The sequence below is a fragment of the Odoribacter lunatus genome (assembly GCF_943193135.1).
Classification (GTDB): Bacteria; Bacteroidota; Bacteroidia; order Bacteroidales; family Marinifilaceae; genus Culturomica; species Culturomica lunata.
In genome coordinates, this window is sequence record NZ_CALPCZ010000010.1 from 17,047 (window position 1) to 37,864 (window position 20,818).

17 protein-coding genes are annotated in these 20,818 nt (G+C 42.8%); 13 read left to right on the forward strand and 4 right to left on the reverse strand.

Annotation, left to right across the window (positions count from 1 at the left end; translation table 11 throughout):
* Positions 1 to 23: 23 nt before the first annotated feature.
* The 6 genes from NFR61_RS05615 to NFR61_RS05640 all read left to right on the forward strand — a co-directional run bounded on the left by NFR61_RS05615 (position 24) and on the right by NFR61_RS05640 (position 7,762).
* Positions 24 to 1,472 carry an aminoacyl-histidine dipeptidase gene (locus NFR61_RS05615; protein WP_251621544.1) on the forward strand — a complete coding sequence of 483 codons (1,449 nt, stop codon included), beginning with the start codon at positions 24 to 26 and terminating at the stop codon, positions 1,470 to 1,472.
* An 8-nt stretch (positions 1,473 to 1,480) separates the two neighbouring features.
* On the forward strand, positions 1,481 to 1,933 hold the full coding sequence (locus NFR61_RS05620) for a GAF domain-containing protein (RefSeq protein WP_251621547.1): 453 nt from the start codon (positions 1,481 to 1,483) through the stop codon (positions 1,931 to 1,933).
* Positions 1,934 to 2,034: 101 nt separating this feature from the next.
* The gene (locus tag NFR61_RS05625; protein WP_251621550.1) at positions 2,035 to 2,769 is read left to right on the forward strand and encodes a tetratricopeptide repeat protein; all 735 of its coding nucleotides are present in this window, start codon (positions 2,035 to 2,037) and stop codon (positions 2,767 to 2,769) included.
* A 364-nt stretch (positions 2,770 to 3,133) separates the two neighbouring features.
* Positions 3,134 to 3,742 (forward strand): DUF6266 family protein, encoded by a 609-nt coding sequence (locus NFR61_RS05630; protein WP_251621552.1) that lies wholly within the window; start codon positions 3,134 to 3,136, stop codon positions 3,740 to 3,742.
* A gap of 13 nt (positions 3,743 to 3,755) precedes the next feature.
* The gene (locus NFR61_RS05635; RefSeq protein WP_251621554.1) at positions 3,756 to 4,400 is read left to right on the forward strand and encodes a DUF6266 family protein; all 645 of its coding nucleotides are present in this window, start codon (positions 3,756 to 3,758) and stop codon (positions 4,398 to 4,400) included.
* A gap of 440 nt (positions 4,401 to 4,840) precedes the next feature.
* Positions 4,841 to 7,762, forward strand: coding sequence for a glycine-rich protein (locus tag NFR61_RS05640; RefSeq protein ID WP_251621556.1), 2,922 nt, complete (start codon positions 4,841 to 4,843; stop codon positions 7,760 to 7,762).
* A gap of 504 nt (positions 7,763 to 8,266) precedes the next feature.
* Here the strand turns inward: NFR61_RS05640 and NFR61_RS05645 are convergent.
* The 3 genes from NFR61_RS05645 to NFR61_RS05655 are packed head-to-tail and all read right to left on the reverse strand — an operon-like array spanning position 8,267 to position 12,313.
* A complete protein-coding gene (locus NFR61_RS05645) occupies positions 8,267 to 9,721 on the reverse strand; it encodes a TlpA family protein disulfide reductase (protein ID WP_251621558.1) in 1,455 nt (484 codons plus the stop codon).
* 6 nt (positions 9,722 to 9,727) lie between these two features.
* A complete protein-coding gene (locus tag NFR61_RS05650) occupies positions 9,728 to 10,432 on the reverse strand; it encodes a tetratricopeptide repeat protein (RefSeq protein ID WP_251621560.1) in 705 nt (234 codons plus the stop codon).
* 60 nt (positions 10,433 to 10,492) lie between these two features.
* The gene (locus NFR61_RS05655) at positions 10,493 to 12,313 is read right to left on the reverse strand and encodes a YgiQ family radical SAM protein (RefSeq protein WP_251621562.1); all 1,821 of its coding nucleotides are present in this window, start codon (positions 12,311 to 12,313) and stop codon (positions 10,493 to 10,495) included.
* A 93-nt stretch (positions 12,314 to 12,406) separates the two neighbouring features.
* Between NFR61_RS05655 and rimO the strand changes: the two genes are divergently transcribed.
* The 5 genes from rimO to NFR61_RS05680 all read left to right on the forward strand — a co-directional run bounded on the left by rimO (position 12,407) and on the right by NFR61_RS05680 (position 17,127).
* The gene (rimO, locus tag NFR61_RS05660; RefSeq protein ID WP_251621573.1) at positions 12,407 to 13,696 is read left to right on the forward strand and encodes a 30S ribosomal protein S12 methylthiotransferase RimO; all 1,290 of its coding nucleotides are present in this window, start codon (positions 12,407 to 12,409) and stop codon (positions 13,694 to 13,696) included.
* Positions 13,697 to 13,733: 37 nt separating this feature from the next.
* A complete protein-coding gene (locus NFR61_RS05665) occupies positions 13,734 to 14,159 on the forward strand; it encodes an META domain-containing protein (RefSeq protein ID WP_251621575.1) in 426 nt (141 codons plus the stop codon).
* Between the two features lie 41 nt (positions 14,160 to 14,200).
* Positions 14,201 to 14,485 carry a putative quinol monooxygenase gene (locus NFR61_RS05670; protein WP_251621576.1) on the forward strand — a complete coding sequence of 95 codons (285 nt, stop codon included), beginning with the start codon at positions 14,201 to 14,203 and terminating at the stop codon, positions 14,483 to 14,485.
* Positions 14,486 to 14,598: 113 nt separating this feature from the next.
* Entirely contained in the window at positions 14,599 to 16,560 is a 1,962-nt protein-coding gene (gyrB, locus tag NFR61_RS05675) for a DNA topoisomerase (ATP-hydrolyzing) subunit B (protein WP_251621578.1), read from the forward strand.
* A gap of 3 nt (positions 16,561 to 16,563) precedes the next feature.
* Positions 16,564 to 17,127 (forward strand): LOG family protein, encoded by a 564-nt coding sequence (locus NFR61_RS05680; RefSeq protein ID WP_251621580.1) that lies wholly within the window; start codon positions 16,564 to 16,566, stop codon positions 17,125 to 17,127.
* 8 nt (positions 17,128 to 17,135) lie between these two features.
* On the opposite strand, the gene nusB is transcribed toward NFR61_RS05680, so the two are convergent.
* Positions 17,136 to 17,897, reverse strand: a complete 762-nt coding sequence (gene nusB / locus NFR61_RS05685) for a transcription antitermination factor NusB (protein ID WP_251621582.1) — start codon at positions 17,895 to 17,897, stop codon at positions 17,136 to 17,138.
* Positions 17,898 to 18,241: 344 nt separating this feature from the next.
* Between nusB and porD the strand changes: the two genes are divergently transcribed.
* Both porD and recN read left to right on the forward strand, forming a co-directional pair.
* Positions 18,242 to 19,150 carry a type IX secretion system protein PorD gene (porD, locus tag NFR61_RS05690; RefSeq protein WP_251621584.1) on the forward strand — a complete coding sequence of 303 codons (909 nt, stop codon included), beginning with the start codon at positions 18,242 to 18,244 and terminating at the stop codon, positions 19,148 to 19,150.
* Positions 19,151 to 19,155: 5 nt separating this feature from the next.
* Positions 19,156 to 20,811, forward strand: coding sequence for a DNA repair protein RecN (gene recN, locus NFR61_RS05695; RefSeq protein ID WP_251621586.1), 1,656 nt, complete (start codon positions 19,156 to 19,158; stop codon positions 20,809 to 20,811).
* The last annotated feature ends 7 nt before the right edge of the window (positions 20,812 to 20,818 follow it).

Sequence of the window (20,818 nt, forward strand, 5' to 3'; positions counted from 1 at the left end):
AACATCATTTTTAATACACAGACATGGTATTGCAAAATTTACAACCGGAAGCATTGTGGCACTACTTTGAAGAAATATGCCGGATTCCGCGCCCTTCAAAGCGGGAAGGGAAAATAGCCGCTTACTTATTGGAATTTGCTGAAAAACAAGGACTGGAAGCCAGACAGGACGAAGCCGGCAATGTACTGATTAAAAAAAAGGCAGTCAAGGGAATGGAACAATTGCCGGTAATCGTATTGCAATCCCACATGGATATGGTATGCGAAAAAAATGCCGGAACTGAACACGACTTCGACCGTGATTCCATACAACCTTACATAGACGGAGAATGGGTAAAAGCAAAAGGTACCACACTCGGAGCCGACAACGGTATCGGTATGGCGGCCCAGCTGGCCATCTTGGCATCCAGGGACATCCGGCACGGGGCAATAGAGTGCCTTTTCACTGTAGATGAAGAAACCGGATTGACAGGTGCCTTCGCATTAAAATCCGGATTCTTTGACGGACGCATCCTGCTCAATCTTGACTCTGAAGACGAAGGTGAAATCTTCATCGGATGTGCAGGAGGAATTGACACCGTCATCAACTTGCCCGTAGAACTCACTCAACCTGACGGAGAAACGTTCGCCCTCAAAATAACAGTCAAAGGCCTGCAAGGCGGACATTCCGGTGATGACATCAACAAGGGGAGGGGAAACGCCATTAAAATACTCAATCGCTTCCTTTGGGAAACAAACGTCAAATACGGAATCCGCATCGCCGACATCGACGGCGGAAACTTGCGCAATGCTATAGCGCGTGAAGCCTATGCTGTCATAACCGTGCCGGAAAAACACAAAGAACACATCCGGGCAGACTTCAACATCTACCTTTCGGAAATGGAAGAAGTCTGGAAAATAACGGAACCCGGATTGAAAATGGAATTGGAATCCGCAGACATGCCGACACAGCAATTTTCAGCGGATTCTACGGCAAAACTCTTGAACTCACTTTATGCCTGTCCGCATGGTGTATTTTCCATGAGTTACCGCATGCCCGGAATGGTTGAAACATCAACAAACCTTGCATCCGTTAAACTAAAAGACCGTAACACGGTTTGCATCACCACCTCGCAGCGTAGTGACATCGCATCCGAGAAAATGAACATCGCCCAAATGATAGCGGCTGTATTCAAATCCGTACAGGCAGAAGTCACACACGGAGAAGGCTATCCGGGTTGGACACCCAACCCAGAATCTGCTATATTGAAAATCGCAGTGGATTCATACAAAAAACTATTTGGGAAAGAACCCCTCGTACGTTCCATCCATGCCGGACTTGAATGCGGTTTATTTTTGGAAAAATATCCCGGAATGGACATGATATCTTTCGGTCCCACAATGAGAGGCGCGCATTCTCCCGATGAGAAAGTAAACATCGCTACCGTGGAAATGTGGTGGCGTCATCTGGTAGATATTTTAGGAAAAGTATAAGTATTGCAATGTCAAAATTAGCAAAATACGACCGTTTATATGCACAGTTGGAAAACTACGTGCGTTCGACGCCGGATATCTGGGCACGTTTGGCGACGATAGAAGCCGTTTTACACCATAAAATGCCGGCATTCTTTTGGACTGGAGTCTACGTCTTGGTAGAAGGGGAATTGATAGTCCGTTCCTACCAGGGACCTGTTGCTTGCCAAAAACTGAAATCGCATACGGGCGTGTGTTGGGCGGCTATCGATACGGGAAAAACGGTTATTGTCGGCAACGTAGAGGAATTTCCGGGACATATCGCCTGTAATTCGGCATCAAAAAGTGAAATAGTCATTCCTTTGCGTGACCGGGAAGGAAATATCTTCGGTTGCCTCGATATTGACAGCGATAGTTATAATACTTTTGACGAAGAAGACGAAAAAGGGTTGGTTAAAATACTATCACTTCTTTATATTTAGTGTTAAAAAATAAGGGTTAGTTTTGAATTTCCGTCATACATTACTATTTTAGTCCCCTCAAACGGTATAATAAATTTTACTTAAATAAAAACATAAAAACTATGAAGAAAATCGTATTATTTATCTTAGTTGGTTTAATGACAGGAATACTTTTTGCACAGGAGCCGGGTGCTGCTGAAAAGAATGCAGCCAATGACGCTCTAAGAAAAAAAGACTATGTCACAGCTTTTACTAATTTGGAAAAATACCTTCAGATAAACGAGTATAAAGACAAAGCAGCTATCTACAATGCAGCTTTTGCCGCAAACAAATCAAAGAACTATACGGCAGCGGAGAAATACTTCGACATGTCCATCAAAAACAACTACAAACTGGGAAGTTCCTACTTAGGCAAAGCACAGGCAGAAGAAGAACTTAAAAAGGAAAGCGCTATGCTCTCCACGCTTGAGGAAGGATTGAAAGCAGTTCCGGGAAACGCTAAATTGGAAAACAAATACGGAACCTATTTCATGAAAAAAGGGCAGGAAGCACAGAAAGCCAATAAACTGGAAGAAGCTGTAGAAAACTATACCAAAGTTTCGGCTTTGACAACCAAAGCACAAAAAGTACAGGCACTCACGGCATTGTCACAGCTCTATTACAACGACGGCGCTGGAATCCTGCAAAAAGCAGCTTCATTTGCCAACAGCGACAAAGAAAAATATGCTGCTGAAGAAAAGAAAGCCCAGGCAGCCTTTAAAAAAGCAGAAGAATACGTAGGGCAATTGCAAGCAACGGATGCTGAAAATCCGATTGCAAAAGAATTGGCAAAACAGATAAAATCCGTTCTGAAATAACAAGCAGAAAAAATATACGAAAAAGAAAACCGCTTCTCATGGGGAAGCGGTTTTTTTATGTCCTTTCCGAAACCTCCTTGTTTTATCCATAAGCTAATGTTTGCTGTGGATTTCATGGAAATATCTTATAGAGGACAACTCTTCTTTACTGATTCAATACCTCTATTTCAATTCTATAAAGTGCTTATAAAGTGCTTATAAAGTGCTTATAAAGTGCTTTGAGAAGCACTTTATAAGGATTTTATTTGGATTTTTATAAGTTTTTATACTATCTTTGTAGAATTGATATAGAATTATTATATAGTAGAAATATATAGGCAACCTGCTAGAAAAGGTCTGTCGATCTTAAACCAAAATCAAAACAATGAAGATAGATTCACCAACTGACGGATTTGTTGCTTATCATCGTTATGGAAAAACATACTATCGTCGTCGTCCGGATAAATATCGTGACGCCTGTACTCCCGTTCAGCAATTACAGCGTGGACGTATGCCTGCGGTCGTTGCCTTTTATCAGAATCTGAAGGATTCCTTTATTGCCCGGATTTGGCGGGCGGCAGCACTGCAAAACGGATGTTCCGGTTACAACCTGTTTGTAAAATACAACATAAATGCTTTTGAACAGAATGGAGAAGTCGCCGATTACAGCAAACTTACTCTTTCCGAAGGGACGCTTCCGTTGCCAGAACACATCCGTATAGAGAAAACAGGGGAGAGAGAGGTGACCGTTCGTTGGGATGACCTGCTTCCCGTTTCTATATCCCGGAAGTCAGACCGTCTGTTTGCGGCAGTCATATACAGCAGCAATCCGTTTGAGGTGCATCTGTTGGCTACGGAAGATACCTGTCGGGGTGATTTGTGCACAACATTAATGTTGGATAACTCTCCGGAAGACACCGTACATTTGTACTTATTCTTCGGGAGCGAAAAGCCGGAGAGTTACTCCGCCCAGCAATATTTTTCCATTCACTAAAAACTAAAAAGTCATGGCTATATTTAAAAGTTCCTTGTTTCATCGGCTGCGGAACGGCCTCGGTAATGTAGTGGCCTATTACTATTGCGGTAAAGGTGTGCTTCGTAGCAAACCGCTGCATGTCCGTAACCCCAAAACCACGGCACAACAACAGGCACGTTTGCGTTTTAAGGCGGCAGGCCACTTGTCCGCTTATTTTCGGGAAGTTGCCCTTTTGGGATTTCCCGCACCGTATGCCGTCCAGTCCCACAACGCTTTTATAGGGGCCAACATTCAGATGTTCGACCTGGATGAAAACTTACAGGTACATCCGGATTTCCGGCGTCTTGTCTGTGCGCAGGGCAAGTTGGAAAAACCCGTTATTACTGTGAAAGTTGATGACCATCAGTTCACGGCGGAAATATCCGAACAGAACCTGTCCGCATATTGTTCCCGTAACGATGATATTTATGCCGTTCTGTGGGATTGTAAGTACCCGGCGGCATGTATTGTACCGATAGGGAAGAGACAGGGGCATCAGAGCAAGACATTCTCTTATCCCGACAAATTCAAAGAGGAACACATGTTCGTCTATGTCTTTGCTGTCAGTGCTAACGGCAAACAGACCTCCGACTCCCTCTTGCTCTTCGCGGAAGGGAAAAATGTCATGTTAAACTAACCGACGATATGATGTCATCACAAATCCTCTTGCTTTTACTGAACATGGGGTGGTGATGCTCGCGCGTATTATGCAGTGATATTGCTGTACTAGCTACGATTCCCCCTTTTTAAGGGGGATTTTTCGTTTATTCCGGAGATTTTACGTAAGTTTGTGACGTTGTGGCAGAGAGACCTGCCGTGATTGAAATATTATTTAAAGCGTTTAGCTTTATCCTTGAAGAAAAAACGACCAATTTTTAAACAGACAGGATAAACGATGCAAGCGCTCGTATGCCGTATATATCGTATAAATATATAAGGTCATGCGTGGGTGTATAGTTTATTGTCTGTTGGGTTACTTGGTCGTACCTTTCTTCAGATAAACTAAAGTTCCCACGCTTTCTTTTTGTTATAAACCCACCTTTCCGGGAGCTTTCAAGGTGATAAGTATTTCTTGATATGAAAAAATTAATCAAGTGTGCCGGAAGGCGGTGTCTTCGGATGTCGTTTCTGCTTCTTTCCGTTGTGACTTTTTCCGGTTTGTTTTCTCCGCCCGTGTTCGGTAATAATATCCGGGTGGACGGTAAAACGCGTGTTATCGGCTTTTCAGGCGATACGGCGGTTATTGAGGTGTATCTCCGTTGGGACAATTCGTGGCGGGATGATTTCAACTGGGATGCCGCGTGGGTGTTCTTCAAGTACAAAAAGCGGGGATTGGCCAACCCGTGGCAGCACGCGTATCTCTCGTCTTCGGGACATGTATTGAGTGCTTCGGCTGGTAATGAAGGCGGCGGTTATTCTTTCATGGTCGGTGCCAATGGCGGAAAAGTGAACGGTCTGTACGTGATGCGTAACTCCATTTCAGAGGGGAATGTGAGCATGAGGCTGCAAGCAAAATGGCCATTGGCTGGTACAGGCTTAACAAAAAGCGATTTCGGAGAAGCGCTGAATGAAATTTACGTCGCCGTTCATGCTATTGAAATGGTGTATATCCCATACGGTGCATATTATTTGGGCGATGCGTATTCCAACAAGAGCTTTGCAGTGGGCGGCACGGAGGCCGTGGTGATAGATACCGAAGCAGCAATGACCCTTTCCGCCAAAGACGGTATGGCGAACGTGTCACTATCGGCTTCTTATCCGAAAGGCTATGTGGGCTTTTATATCATGAAATACGAGACGAGCCAGGAGCAGTATGTGGAGTTTTTGAACTCTTTGACCTTAGAGCAACAGCAGGCGCGTGTGATGAACAATGATTTTGCCCATATGAAACGCGGGGATTATGTATTTGGCGACCCTCACACACCGAGTTGTCGTAACGGTATCGTGTTTATCGAGCAGCGGCAGCCGAATACGCCCGTAGTGTTCGGAAATAATCTGAATCCCAATAATGACCTTTTCAGTACGGACGACGGTCAGACCCTGGCCTGTAATTACATGAGCGTGGAAGATATGATTGCTTATTGCAGTTGGAGCGGTCTGCGTCCGATGAGTGAACTGGAGTATGAAAAGGCTTGCCGGCGGTTTTATCCGCAAGTACCCGACAAGGGAGAATACGCCTGGAATACGAACAACGGCATTAACCGTCTCTCTTCCCTTAGCGATTTGAATTTCCGGGGTGATGAGCGGGAGCAGGCAAACAACATATCCAAGAATGTAAACAGTGGTACAAGCAACAGTATCAACGGTCCTGTCCGTTGCGGAATGTTCGGAACTTCTGCTACAAATCAAAGTCAATCGGGTGCGACGTATTGGGCGGTGATGGAAATGAGCGGGAATCTGAAGGAATTGTGCGCCAATGTGAACTATACTAACCTTGACGGCGGTAGTTGCGGAGCAGGCGTGTACAATGCGAATCTTTGGGACAAGACAGCGACAAGGTATGGTGTCCGGGGCGGAGGCTTTAATAGTGCGGATGATTTGTTACGGACTTCGGACCGGACGGAAGCGATGAATTACTTCACAGCCATCACTCAGCGGGACAGCACGGTCGGTTTTCGGGGCGTTTACAATCTTTCGGGTATCAAAATAGACGGCGGGGAGATAAAGATGTCCCAAGACACGGCCTGTTGGGGAGAAACGGATGTATTGAACATCACGGAGGCATCCTGTCCGGATTTTCCGGATGTACGGTTTCAATATAATTGGTATGTAAAGAAACCGGGAGAGGCGAAATTCGACATAATCCCCAACGCCGGCGGTGCGACATTGAAATATGAACATTTTGAGAATAAAACTACTGCTCCTGTCGTGTACACGTTTAAGCGTACGGGTATTTGCGCTATGGGAGTAGCGGAGAGTAATGAAGTGATGGTAACAGTCTTGCCGGAACCATTTGTTGCTTCGTCTTATACGTTTAACCCTTGTCCGGTAGCGATACCACACAGGTGGAACGGATTGAATTATACCTGGCGTATGGCGGGAGTACCGGGAGTGAGTTTTGTGGACGATAACAAGCAGGTATATGTAAACGGCATCGCGACGAACGGAAACTATACGCTGGAAGTGCAATGGGAACAGTGTCCGGATGTTTTCTCCGTGGCAGTTGAAGCGAAAAATATATTTGCCCCGACGGGAGCGACAATCTTTGCTTATACGGGAGCGATGCAGTGCGTAGTGTTGCCTGCCGGAAAATATCAGATAGAGTGTTGGGGAGCACAGGGAGGCAGCTATGGAGGAACCGGTGGAAAAGGAGGTTATACTACGGGAGAAATCAATTTGACGGCACAAAATATATTGTATATTTATGTCGGTCAGCAAGGGTATGCCAATACCTCAAATTATACCTTTAATGGAGGAGGGATACCAAGTAATCAATATAATGCTCGTGGTGGTGGCGGAGCCTCGGATGTTCGTTTGGTTGGAGCAGACTGGGATAATTTTAATAGTTTGAAGTCTCGGTTGATGGTTGCTGCAGGGGGCGGTGGAAGCGACTATTATCAAAGTAGAGGAAGTAATGGAGGAGCCGGAGGAGGTTTGGCGGGGAACAATGGTGGGTATTATAGGTCAGGAGGTTCTTATCCATATGCAGCTGCGACTGGAGGAACTCAGACGGCAGGAGGTATCAGTTTTTACGGTGGAAACGGAAGTTTTGGTTTAGGTGGATGTCAAGCTCTTAATCATGGCGGAGGTGGAGGAAGCGGGTATTATGGTGGTGCCAACGGTGGGCATAATTCCAGTGTAGTTGGTGCAGGAGCGGGTGGTTCTTCCTTTATTTCCGGACATACCGGATGTAATGCGATTGATGCAGCCTCAACGGCTACGAATATCATTCACACCGGATTACCATATCATTATTCCGGACTGTTTTTTACCAATACTTCAACGACTGCGGGAGCAAATAGCGGACACGGTCAGGTACGGATTACGCCATTAAACTAACAGTGAAAAAATAGGCCAATAGAACAGTGGAAAAAAAACATTTTTCCACTGTTCCATTTTTGTCAATTTTTTTACTCAAAAAATAAAGGATATGTTTTCTATTCAAAAAGAGTATGTTTTTGATGCAAAAAGAGCCTCTTTTTGTACTGAAAAGAGCCTCTTTTTTTCAAACGGAGTATCCATTTTCAATGAACGCCTGCAAAAAGAATAAATAAGTGTCTGATATTAAAAATATTAGAAATCAAATTTAGATACATTCGGCTAAATGACCAAACCCGTTATTTTTAAACCTATTGTTTTGCTACCGAAAACCTATCGTTTTTGCCTCAAAAACGATAGGTTTTTAACATGAAAACGATAGGTTTTTAAAAAAGGGGTATTTTTAAGCCGAAAAGATATACGATTTCATGATGAAAAATATAGGTCTGCTTTACCTCAAAAAACAGAAATAAAAAACTGTCCCTTAAAATGGGACAGTTTTTAACTTTTCTTTTACTTGAAATTCTAGTCGACTTTTATTTTATACTGTTTTTCGTATTCTTTTTTCAGCAAGTCTACCATTTGGTCTACGGCTAAGTTTTTGGCAATGATTTTTTTGTCTTTATCCAAGATGTACATGACAGGGGTGGAGAAGACATTGTATATTGTCCAGTAGTTGGATTGACGATTGGGGTCCCAACAGTTGATGAAGTCGAAGAGCTCTTTTTCCTCAATGAATTTTTTCCACTCGTCTTCCTTGGTATGGGTGTTTACTGCGAATACCTTTAAGCCGTGCGGGCCAAAACGTTCATATATTTCTTTTTTGGCTAACGGTACTTGTTTTTTGCAATGCCCGCAATTGGGTTCCCAAAATAGCAACAGGATGAAAGGGGCTTTTGTTTCATGAAGACTTACCCATTGACCGTCTACATTAGGCAGACGCAAGTCGATGGCTTTGTGGTTGAGCAGGTTGTACTGGCGTTTGTAGACTTCGTCCGTGATTTTTTTCATTTGGTCTTTGTCTAACCAATTGACGATGCCACCGATGTAGTAACGTTGGCCTAATTTCACGAAGGCTTCATCCATACCCATGATTTTGTTGTCGAAAGTGTAGACTAAACAATAGTTCATCAGATACCTGAACATGGCATTGCAGGGACGTGATTTTTCCAGTATCTCTACACAGGAGAGATAAAGGGAATCGGGATGAACAACAACCATGTTTTTGAAGTAGTCATCCAGCTTGTTTTTGAATATGGGCGTCCGTATTAAGGTACTGTCGGTGAAGTTTGTGTAATCCCAATAGTGTTTCTTGTTGTAATAGTATGCTCTTCTTTGAATTTCCAGGTTCCGGTCTTTGGTGTCTTCCGGTACGACTTTGGAAAAGTCCGGAATTTCAGGTGAAAGGGTAAAATTAACAAAGGTGGCGAGTGCCGTATGCGGATATTGTTTGACCAAGTCGGCGATATAGGCCCTTACTTCTTTGTCCGCTTGTTCAAAACGGGCAGTGTAGGCTTTTTTTGCGTCTTCTTTGTCTTTATTCGGGTCTTTTTCATATTCTTCCCGGATTTGTTTGCTTTTTTGATTCTGTGCCAACATAAAGAGTTGGAAGTTTTTGAAAGCCGTGTTTTCCGGAGAACCTTCAAATTGAATGGAATGGATGACGTCGAGTGTATCGGTAGTAATGGAGAATTTTTGTGTATCCCCTATAATGAGGTCAAAATAGTTGCTGTTGGAAAAAAGCAGAAGATACATGCCTCGCGCCAAACGTTTTTTGGGGTCGCTGAAATAGCCGACGCCATTGTTATCTAATTTGGCTGTATCTACGGCATATACTTTGCCTTCAAAATAGTTAGCCAAAATGATGTTTTTGCCGGGCATTTTTTCGACTTTAATTTTGATATTGTAGCCTTGTGCGTTGGCTTTGTCTGTCATACCCCAAAGCAAACAAAGCATGAAAGGGAAAATAAATCTTTTCATTTGTTGTTAGTTTCTGAAGTGCATGTTAATAACTTTTTCAGCTTTCTTTAGTCCTAATTTGGATGCTATCTGTAAATCTTTGAAGGCATCATCTTGACGGTTTAGTGCCATTTTGGCAATTGCCCGGTTATAGTAGGATTTAGCATTGGATGGGTCTACGTTGATAGCTTCGGTGTAGTCTTGAATGGCAGCTTTTAAGTCTCCTTTTATCTGCATGAGTACACCGTGATTGAAGTAGAGTGCCGTTTCTTTTAGTCCAAGTTCCAAAGCCCGGTTGTAATCATAAAGAGCTCCGTCGTAATCTTTCATGTTAAAGCGGGCAATGCCGCGGTAATGGTAAGCGGTTACGAAATCGGGGCGTAAATTGATGGTTTGCGAGTAGTCTTTGATAGCGTTGGAGTAAAGTCCGACGTTTTCGTAGACAATTCCCCGGTTAAAATAGGTTTGTGCCTGGTCGGGAAAGTTGGTCAGCAAGTAATTGAAGTCGCTTAACGCTTCTTTGTACCGTTGCGTGTTGGCGAGACAGATTGCCCGGTTATAGTAAGCCGGATACCATGTGTTGTTTTTTAGTAACGCGTTGTTGAATTCAATAATGGCGTGGTCATATAATCCTTGTTTCATGTATTCCAAGCCTTTTTGGTTGTTCCTTTTGATTTTGGCATCACAGGAGGCTAACAGAATTATCAGGAAGATGAACAGTCCGTATTTCATAGGATAAAATTTATTTTCATAACTCGGTCAAAATTAAAGAATCGAATTGAGATTCTAAAACTATCGGTATAGTTTTTTTATTAAATCGGGGCGTTTAATTCGCATGAGAAATGATTTAATCGGTTGGATATACTCTTTTTTGTACCAAAAGAAGAACATGTTCTGGATTTTTTTGTCCTTTTCATTTTTGGCAGAGAAGACCTTTTCAAGAGAATAGGGGTGGTAGCCGGTATAATATATGGTGGTCGCCAATGTCATGGGGGTCGGGGTGAAATCCTGTACCTGTTCGAGTCGGAAATCGAGTTGTTTGGTAGCGATAGCCAGTTCCGCCATGTCTTCGGGACGGCAGCCTGGATGCGAGGAAATGAAATAAGGGATGATTTGTTGTTTTAATCCGCTTTGACGGTTTATGGTGTCAAATTGTTGTTTGAGTCGGTGGAACAGACTGAAAGAGGGTTTCCGCATGAGTCGGAGAACGTGGTCTACGGAGTGTTCAGGGGCTACTTTGAAGTGTCCGGAGACGTGGTGTCTGATAACGGTTTGCAAATAGTCTGTGTTGGTTTGGTTGATTTTTTTATCGTGTGTGTCATGCAGGCAAAGGTCATAGCGGATGCCGGAGCCGATAAAGCAGTGTTTGACTTTCGGTATTTTTCGGGCTTCCCGGTAGATGTGCAGGAGCCGGGAGTGGTCTGTGTTTAGGTTTTTACAGATGGCCGGATAAGCGCACGAGGCTCTTTTGCATTGGCGGCAGATGTCCGGATTTTTTCCTGCCAGGGTATACATGTTGGCGGATGGTCCTCCCAAGTCTGTAATTGTGCCTTTGAAATCGGGCATTCGGGTGATTTTTTCTATTTCTTCAAGAATAGATTTTTCTGAACGGGAGGCAATGAATTTCCCCTGATGGGCGGAAATGGTACAGAAAGCACATCCGCCGAAACAACCGCGATGGAGGGTGACGGAATGCCGAATCATGTTGTATGCCGGAATCTCTTTGCCTTTGTAGCGAGGGTGAGGCAAACGGGTGAACGGGAGGGCGTAGACGGTGTCTATTTCTTTTGTCGTCATGGGGGGATAGGGCGGATTGACGATAAGCAGTTGTTCCTGTATGGGTTGGATTAGCAATGCCGCATACAGGCTGTTTGATTCTTCTTCAATGTGCCGGAAGTTTTGTGCATGCTTTTTGGGGTCGGCAAGACATGCTTCATGCGAGTGCAGGTGAATGACCTGCCATTTTTTATTTGTCGCGTAGGAGTCGTTTTTCCCCCTTATTATGCATGTCTGGGGTATGTTAGTCAGTTGATGGAATGGAATGCCTTGTTTTAAGTATTTGCATAATTCCGCCAATGGTTTTTCCCCCATGCCGTAGATGAGCATGTCCGCTCCGCTTTCATATAAAATGGAGGGTTTGAGTTTGTCCTGCCAATAGTCATAGTGGCTAAAGCGCCTGAGGGAGGCTTCTATGCCGCCGATGATGACCGGTGTTTCCGGGTATAGCTGTTTTAAAATCCGGGTGTATACCAATGTGGGCATGTCCGGGCGGGCGCCTGCTTTCCCGTTGGGGGTATAGGCATCGTTTGATCTTTTTCTCTTGGCTGCGGTATAATGGTTTACCATTGAGTCCATACATCCGGGACTGATGCCGAAGAAGAGGTGCGGACGGCCTAATTTTTTGAAGTCTCTTAAATCGTCTTGCCAGTTGGGTTGAGGAACAATAGCCACTCTTAAGCCAAGTGATTCCAACAGTCTGCCGATTACTGCCGCTCCGAAGGAGGGATGGTCTACGTAAGCGTCTCCGGAAAAGAGTATGACATCAAGCGAATCCCAGCCTCTTTCGCGCATTTCTTTTACGGATGTAGGTAGCCATGAATAATTGTCCGGCATGCGAGCGTCTTTTTCTTTTGATTTTCGTCCGCAAAGATACAATAAAGAAATGAAAAGATTTCTATATCTTTGGCAGGTTAAATTTTAGGAATAATGAGTAAAATTAACGTCATTAGTCTGGGATGTTCCAAGAATTTAGTCGATACCGAATTGTTGTTGAAGCAATTGACGAATGCGGGGTTTGAGACGGAGACGGATGTTGAGGATTCGGATGCGGAGGTGGTCGTAGTGAATACGTGCGGTTTTATCGGTGACGCGAAGGAAGAGTCGGTTAATACGATTTTGGAACAGGTGGAGAGGAAAAAGGCAGGAATGGTGAAGCGTATATTTGTGATGGGTTGTCTATCACAGCGTTACAGGAAGGAGCTTGAAGTAGAGATTCCGGAAGTGGATGCTTTTTTTGGAAAGTTTGACTGGAAAGGAATTTTGCAAGAGTTGGGAGGACAGTATGACGATACGATACGGAATCAGCGGCAATTAACGACGCCCCGGCATTATGCTTATTTGAAGATTGCAGAGGGCTGTAATCGTACTTGTTCATATTGTGCGATTCCGATCATGACCGGTAGGTATCGTTCGAGGGCAATGGAGGAGATTATAGAGGAGTGTCGGAATTTGGTGAACAAGGGGGTGAAGGAGTTGTTGGTGATGGCGCAGGATTTGACTTATTATGGGGTGGATTTATATGGTAAGAATAGATTGGCGGAGTTGGTAGGGCGTATTTCGGATGTTCCCGGAGTGGAGTGGATAAAGCTCCATTATGCTTATCCTGCGGGATTTCCGATGGAGGTGTTGAAGATTATGCGTGAGCGTAGTAATGTTTGCAAGTATCTGGATATAGCATTGCAACATTGCAGTGACCGTATGCTGGTATTGATGCGAAGGGGTGTGAATAGCTTACAAATCAAGGAGTTGATAAAGAGAATCAGACAGGAGGTTCCCGGTATTTTTCTTCGTACGACGTTGATGACGGGACATCCGGGGGAAACGGAAGAGGATTTCAAGGAGTTGTGCGATTTTGTGGAAGAGATGAAATTTGAACGGTTGGGGGTATTTCCGTATTCTCATGAAGAGGATACGTATTGTGATTTGAATTATAAAGATGATGTGCTGGAGGAAGTAAAGCGGCTAAGGGCGGAAAAAATCATGGAGTTGCAAGCGGGTGTGTCCGAAGAGATAAACAGTTTGTTGATTGGAAAAGTGGTTAGGGTTTTGATTGACCGTCGGGAAGATGATTGCTATGTGGGGCGTACGGAACATGATTCTCCGGAGGTTGATCCTGAAGTGCTGGTGGAATCGTCGGGAAATTTGCGGATAGGTGATTTTTATGAGGTAAGGATTATGGGGACGGATGGATATGATTTATATGGAAGTGTTGTTTAGAAGTTTGTTGATAATGTTAATCTTAAATATAAAAACTATGAAAAGAACACAATGGATGATTTTTATGCTGTTATTGGCAGTTGCAGGTTGTAAGAATACACCTAAAGAGAAAACGGGGGTAACTCTTGTTAATCATAAATGGGAGTTGAAAACAATGATGCAAGCGGATTCGGTTGTCAAAAGTCCGGAAAAGATGCCTACGTTATTTTTTACAGATTCTACGGCAGTTTACGGTTTTGCCGGATGTAACAATTTCTTCGGTGTTTATCATGTGGAAGAAGACGGGGGGATGATACTGACACCGGGAGGTGCGACAATGATGGCTTGTCCGGATTTGGTATTTGAAGATAGTTATCTTAAGTCCTTGAATCAGGTTGCACGGTACACAATACAGGGAGATGAATTGAAACTTACAGATACTGACGGTAAATTGACATTGATTTATGTTCCGGTGACGGAATAAGAGGTTGGAGGTAAGTAACGATATTTTGTAAATTTACAGTGATGATTAGATTAAATGCTTTTTTTGAGTTAAGGGAGGATGTCAGAACGGAAGAAGCCGTGTTGCTTGGCAAAGAATTGGTGGAAAAGTCCCGCATGGATGAAGGAAATGTTGCATATGATTTGTTTCAAAGTACAATGAATCCACGTGTCATGATGTTTTGTGAGACATGGACAGATGACGAGTGTTTGAAGAAGCATTCCAATGCGGAACATTTTACCCGTATTGTCCCGCAAATTGAATTATTGACAAGGAATGGCTTGAAATTGGAACGCTTTGATTTTTGATGGATACCGTTGTTCTTTTTTGCTTTATTTAATGTATTTTTTTCGAGAAAAAATGATTATATTTGCGTGTTTGGTGAGATAAATGAATGTGCAATTTAGATAATGATAAATATATGAGCGAAGAAAATGTGAAAATAAATCAGGAAGAGTATTCCGCCGATAGTATTCAGGTGCTTGAAGGTTTGGAAGCAGTGAGGAAAAGACCTTCAATGTATATTGGTGATGTCAATACCGACGGGTTGCATCATTTGGTATATGAGGTGGTCGATAATTCTATTGACGAGGCTTTGGCCGGTTTTTGTGACCATATTCAAGTTTTTATCAATGAAGATAATTCTATCACTGTTCGGGATAACGGTCGTGGAATTCCTACCGGGCGTCATGCGAAGGAGAATAAGTCTGCTTTGGAAGTGGTGCTGACTGTTTTGCATGCGGGCGGTAAATTTAATAAGGATTCTTATAAGGTATCGGGAGGTCTGCACGGTGTGGGGGTTTCTTGTGTGAATGCACTTTCAACAAAGTTAATTGCGGAGGTGTATCAGAAGGGAAAAGTTTTCCGGCAGGAATATAGTAAGGGTGTTCCGTTGGGCGAAGTGGAAGTTGTAGGGGATACAGACAGGACAGGAACTACGATTACATTTAAACCTGATGATACGATTTTTTATGTGACGGAATACAAGTATGATACGCTGGCAACTCGTTTGCGTGAGTTATCTTATTTGAATAAGGGTATCCGTTTGTCTTTGACGGATAAGCGTACGCTTGATCCGGAAACACAGGAGCCCCGGCATGAGGTTTTTTATTCAGAGTTCGGGTTGCGTGAATTTGTGGAGTATATTGATAATAGCCGAGAGAAGCTGATAGAAAATACGATTGATATTAATACGGAGAAAAACGGTATACCGATTGAAGTTGCGTTGCATTACAACACTTCTTTTACGGAGAATGTGTTTTCGTATGTGAATAATATTAATACGAAAGAGGGGGGTACCCATTTAGCCGGTTTCCGGAGAGGTTTGACCCAGACGTTGAAGAATTACGCGGAGACAGCCGGTATGTTATCAAAGTTGAAGTTTGATATAAACAGCGATGACTTCAGAGAGGGTTTGACGGCTGTTGTTTCTGTGAAGGTGCAGGAACCGCAGTTTGAGGGACAGACAAAGACGAAGTTAGGAAATACAGAGGTAGGTTCGGCAGTATCACAGGCGGTGAGTGTGGCATTGGCAAATTATCTGGAGGAACATCCGAAGGATGCAAAAGCTATTGTTGACAAGGTGATTTTGGCTGCTACCGCCAGACATGCGGCACGTAAGGCCCGGGATATGGTGCAGCGTAAGTCTGTACTTTCGGGTTCCGGTTTACCGGGAAAGTTAGCGGATTGTGCCGACAGTAACCCGGAAAACTGTGAAATATTCCTTGTCGAGGGAGATTCAGCAGGTGGTTCAGCCAAGCAGGGACGTAACCGGATGTTTCAGGCGATTTTACCTTTGCGGGGAAAGATTCTGAATGTGGAAAAGGCAATGCGTCACCGTGTTTACGAGAGTGATGAAATTGTTATGATATTTAAGGCATTGGGTATTACGCCGGGTACGGATAATGACAGTATGGATATAGATATAAGTAAAATCCGTTACCATAAAATCATCATTATGGCCGATGCCGATGTGGATGGTGCTCATATTGCGACATTGATTATGACGTTATTTTTCCGTCATATGAAGCAGGTGATAGAACAGGGGTATTTGTATATTGCCACGCCTCCGTTGTATTTGGTGAAGAAAGGGAAAGAGCACCGTTATTGCTGGAATGAGGAACAGCGCTTGCAATTAATACAGGAGTGGGGAGGAGGAAAGGAAAGTAGTCTTCATATTCAGCGGTACAAGGGTTTGGGAGAGATGAATCCCGAGCAGTTGTGGGAAACGACGATGGATCCGTCAGGGCGTACTTTGCGGCAGGTTTCCATTGAGAATGCTGCGGAGGCTGACAGGATTTTCTCTATGCTGATGGGAGACGATGTGCCACCGAGACGGGAATTTATCGAACAGAATGCTACATATGCGACAATTGATGCGTAAGTTATGAATGTTGCTGTATTTTGCGCTTCTTCAGAACGGGTGGAGCAAAAGTATTTCGAGGCAGCAAAGCAGTTGGGAGAAGGGATTGCTGCATGTTCATGGGATTTGGTGTATGGAGGGACGAATTGCGGTTTGATGCGTTGTGTTGCAGAGGCTGCGTTGCAGGGAGGAAGGGAAGTAAGAGGTGTTATTCCGAGGTGCATAGCAGAAAGAGGTGTGACAATGCCTGGTTTAACGGAATTGATTGTTACCGAAAGTATGAAGGAACGCAAGCAGCTGATGCGGGATATGGCAGATGCTTTTGTTGTGTTGCCCGGTGGTTGGGGAACCTTGGAAGAGGTGACGGAGGTGATTACGTTGAAGAAGTTGGGAGAGCATCGCAAACCTATCGTATTTGTTGATACAGACGGTTTCTATGAATTTTTATGGAAATTTACAGAATCGGCAATAAATAAAGGTTTTATATCCGATGTTTATCATGGCTTGTATGAAGTTGTAGATTCTGTGGATAAGGTGCTCAATTATATTCGCTGTTATAAAGCGAATATAATTGATTCAAAATATTAAGTCTGGATTTATTTTTCCATTAATCCTCTGCCGCTTTTATTGAGTTGCCCATTTTCCTTTAAGAGAAGTACTATTTTGTCCAAGATTCCATTTATAAAAGAACTGCTTTTCGGAGAACTGTAGGCTTTGGATATTTCAATAAATTCATCTAATGTTACTTTGACTGGAATGGAAGGGAAGTACATTAGTTCCGAAATGGCTGCGGCCATAATTAATTTATCTATGTCGGAAATGCGTTCAACTTCCCAATTAACAGTGTATTTATTGATAATCTCCATGTCCTTTTCATAATCCAAGATGGTTTTACGCAAAAGTGTTTTGGCAAATTCAGTGTCTTCTTCGCTATTGTAGATAGGATAGAAGATGTCACTATTCTCCGTTGTCGCAGCCTTGATTCCTTTTAATGTTTTATATACGATTCCGAATACCAATTCAAAATCATCATTCCAAAAGATGCTTTTGTCTTCAAGTGTTTGAAAGAAGAAATCATTTTGGGTAATGATGTCAACGAATATTTTTATAACCATTTTTTTGTGGTCGTCGAACGTCACACTCTCTTTGTGCATGTAGAGTTGATAGTATTGTGACGCCACTAATTCCTCGAATATTTTATTGACAACTTCCGGTGCATCATTCCACGAAAGCGGATGGTTTTGCAAGTAGTATTGATATTTTTTGTTTTTCTCTATAACAGGGAAAATAGGATTATCAATGAAACGTGTGTTAGGATGAAGATCTGCTTCAGAGGCGCAATGCCGGTTGCGCGCCATATCAATTTTTATGAATGCTTTCTGTCTGAGATTTATTAGCAGTAAAAATATTTGAAAATATAAGTCTGTACTTTTCTCAATACTTTTTACTAATTCGCGTTCGATTTCCGCTTGTGATACGTCGCTTTTTTTGATGTAAGAGTAAAGCAGTTGTAAAACTTTAATCCGAATTAATCTTCTGCTTGTCATTTCTGTGAAGAACTATAATTTTTAACGGTGCAAAAGTAGAAAAAAAATGAAAAAAATAGCAGGTCGCGAATATAGTTTTATTAAGAATTTTAGGTAAAACTTCAATGAGCATATTAGGAGAAAAGCGTATATTTGTAGACTTTAAACGTTTATATATGAAGAAGTGGATTTTCGTTTGTTGTATATGGTGCGGGATGTCGTGCGTCTGCGGGGCTCAGGAGTTGCGTTGTAATATTTCGGTTTCGACTCAGAAGATACAAGGGACGAATCGTGACATGTTTACGAATATGCAGCGGGATATGTATGAGTTTATGAATAACCGGCGTTGGTCTTCCAATGTTTTTTCTTATGATGAGAGAATTGAGGCGAGCCTGTTATTTACCTTGGAGGAACAAATCGGAGGAGATGAGTTTAAAGGTTCTTTGCAGGTGAGGGTTAGCCGCCCGGTTTATAATTCCTCGTACAATACTGTTTTATTGAATTTTAAAGATAATGATATTGATTTTAAGTACCGGGAGTTTGAGTCGCTGGAGTTTAATGAGTCCGGGCAAAATACCGAATTGGTTAATTTATTGGCGTATTATGCTTATATAATATTAGGGTTGGATTATGACAGTTTTTCTCTGGTTGGTGGCAATGAGTTTTTTAATAAGGCGGAAAATATTGTCGCACAATGCCAAAATGCCAGGGAAAGCGGTTGGAAGTCCTTTGAGGGCCGCAGGAATCGTTATTGGTTGATAAATAATTTGCAGGACAGGAGTTATGCTTCTGTACGGGAGTGTATTTACAGGTATCATCGGTTGGGATTGGATGTTATGGCTGATAATGTGAATGATGGGCGTCTGGAGTTATTAACGGCGTTGGAATTGTTGCAGAAGGCACACAGAAGCAAGCCTAATTCATATATTATGCAGGTGTTTTTTGATGCGAAGTCGGATGAGATAGTAAATATTTTCAAACCGGCTTTTGCCGATGAGCGGAAACGGGTGTACAATATCGTGTCGGAAGTAAATCCGGCGAATATGTCGAAATATTCGGTTCTCCTTGAAAATAAAACGAATTAAAGGGTATGATAGAGAATATAAGTGTACGTAATTATGCGTTGATAGATAAGACGGATATTGTCTTGGAAAAAGGATTTACCGTGATTACCGGAGAGACCGGTGCAGGTAAGTCAATTCTTTTGGGGGCAATCGGTCTGACATTGGGGCAAAGGGCGGATGTATCGGTTTTATTGGATAAAGATAAAAAGTGTGTGGTGGAAATTACATACAATGTAAAAGAGTATGCTTTGGAGGGGTGGTTCGAGCAGAATGAATTGGATTATACCGAGAGTGTAATTGTACGTAGAGAGATTGCTGCCGATGGAAAGTCTCGTGGTTTTATAAATGATACACCGGTTAATAACAAGTTGTTGAAGGAGTTCGGTAGTTTTCTGATAGATATTCATTCGCAGCATCAGTCTTTGTTGTTGGGACGTCCCGAATACCAAATTGATATGCTTGACGCTTTTTGCGGGAATAAGGAATATTTGGAAGTTTATCAAGAAAAATTCAATAGAAGGAAACAGTGTTTAACGGAATTGGCGTTTTTAAAAGAAGCTGCACTGACTGCCGATAAAGAGAAAGATTATTTGAGTTTTCAATTAGCCCAGTTGGATGAAGCCCAGTTGAAAAAAGGGGAACAGGAAGAGTTGGAAGAAGAGTTGTCGCTGCTTTCCCATGCTGAAACGATAAAATCTGTTTTGGGGCGTATGACTTATGATTTGAGGGATACGGAGCTGGCGGTGATAACGGTGTTGAAGAATAGTAAGAATAGTTTGGCAGCTTTAAAAGAGAATGTAAAGGATGTGCACAGTTATGAGAAGCGTCTGGAAAGTGTGATTATTGAATTGAAGGATTTGGCGGAGGAGGCAGAGCATAAAGCAGAGGATGTGGAGTATAATCCTCGGCGGATTGAGGCTATTCAAGAGCGATTGAATGTGATTTATGAGCTAACGCTAAAATACAAGGTGGAGGGTGTAGAAGAGTTGTTGCAAGTGCGGGAAGATATCGTTGGAAAGTTGGATGGTATACAGGGATATTCCGATAAGATAAAATTATTGGAAGAGGAGTTAAGCGGGTTGGAGAGAGAAATGAGCATGTTGGCAGATAAAATTCATGATTTAAGAGTTTGTTGCAGACAACAGCTTTGTGATTGTATGAAATCGATGTTGGTTGATTTGGGAGTTCGTCATGCCGAGTTTGTTGTTTCCATTGAGGATACAGGAGAATATACGTTTACCGGCAAGGATGACGTGAAGTTTTTGTTTGCAGCTAATAAAAATCAGCAACCCGGAGAGATTTCAAAGGTGGCTTCGGGAGGAGAAATTTCCCGTGTAATGTTGTCTTTGAAGTATATTTTATCCCGCACCAAACATTTACCGGTAATTATTCTGGATGAGATTGATACCGGATTATCCGGAGAGGTTGCTCACCGTATGGCACAGATGATGCGGGAAATGGCTTCCCGAATGCAGGTTGTAAGTATTTCCCATTTACCACAGATTGCCGCAGCCGGAGGATGTCATCTGAAAGTATATAAAGAGGATGATTTGCATCATACGATTTCGCGAATAAAGAAATTGGATGATGAAGAGCGGATTAAGGAAATTGCTGGTATGATTAGCGGAAGTGAGATTACGACTTCTGCTGTTGAAACTGCAAAGAATTTATTAGGATTGTAACAGGAGT

What these genes read in the sequence shown, in the direction of transcription:
- NFR61_RS05640 (WP_251621556.1), top strand. Translation starts at nt 4,841, where the DNA reads ATGAAAAAATTAATCAAGTGTGCCGGAAGGCGGTGTCTTCGGATGTCG.
- nusB (WP_251621582.1), bottom strand. Translation starts at nt 17,897, where the DNA reads ATGGCGCGCAACCGGCATTGCGCCTCTGAAGCAGATCTTCATCCTAAC.
- NFR61_RS05630 (WP_251621552.1), top strand. Translation starts at nt 3,134, where the DNA reads ATGAAGATAGATTCACCAACTGACGGATTTGTTGCTTATCATCGTTAT.
- NFR61_RS05680 (WP_251621580.1), top strand. Translation starts at nt 16,564, where the DNA reads ATGAATGTTGCTGTATTTTGCGCTTCTTCAGAACGGGTGGAGCAAAAG.
- recN (WP_251621586.1), top strand. Translation starts at nt 19,156, where the DNA reads ATGATAGAGAATATAAGTGTACGTAATTATGCGTTGATAGATAAGACG.
- porD (WP_251621584.1), top strand. Translation starts at nt 18,242, where the DNA reads ATGAAGAAGTGGATTTTCGTTTGTTGTATATGGTGCGGGATGTCGTGC.
- NFR61_RS05615 (WP_251621544.1), top strand. Translation starts at nt 24, where the DNA reads ATGGTATTGCAAAATTTACAACCGGAAGCATTGTGGCACTACTTTGAA.
- NFR61_RS05670 (WP_251621576.1), top strand. Translation starts at nt 14,201, where the DNA reads ATGATTAGATTAAATGCTTTTTTTGAGTTAAGGGAGGATGTCAGAACG.
- NFR61_RS05645 (WP_251621558.1), bottom strand. Translation starts at nt 9,721, where the DNA reads ATGAAAAGATTTATTTTCCCTTTCATGCTTTGTTTGCTTTGGGGTATG.
- NFR61_RS05635 (WP_251621554.1), top strand. Translation starts at nt 3,756, where the DNA reads ATGGCTATATTTAAAAGTTCCTTGTTTCATCGGCTGCGGAACGGCCTC.
- NFR61_RS05650 (WP_251621560.1), bottom strand. Translation starts at nt 10,432, where the DNA reads ATGAAATACGGACTGTTCATCTTCCTGATAATTCTGTTAGCCTCCTGT.
- NFR61_RS05655 (WP_251621562.1), bottom strand. Translation starts at nt 12,313, where the DNA reads ATGCCGGACAATTATTCATGGCTACCTACATCCGTAAAAGAAATGCGC.
- NFR61_RS05625 (WP_251621550.1), top strand. Translation starts at nt 2,035, where the DNA reads ATGAAGAAAATCGTATTATTTATCTTAGTTGGTTTAATGACAGGAATA.
- gyrB (WP_251621578.1), top strand. Translation starts at nt 14,599, where the DNA reads ATGAGCGAAGAAAATGTGAAAATAAATCAGGAAGAGTATTCCGCCGAT.
- NFR61_RS05620 (WP_251621547.1), top strand. Translation starts at nt 1,481, where the DNA reads ATGTCAAAATTAGCAAAATACGACCGTTTATATGCACAGTTGGAAAAC.
- NFR61_RS05665 (WP_251621575.1), top strand. Translation starts at nt 13,734, where the DNA reads ATGAAAAGAACACAATGGATGATTTTTATGCTGTTATTGGCAGTTGCA.
- rimO (WP_251621573.1), top strand. Translation starts at nt 12,407, where the DNA reads ATGAGTAAAATTAACGTCATTAGTCTGGGATGTTCCAAGAATTTAGTC.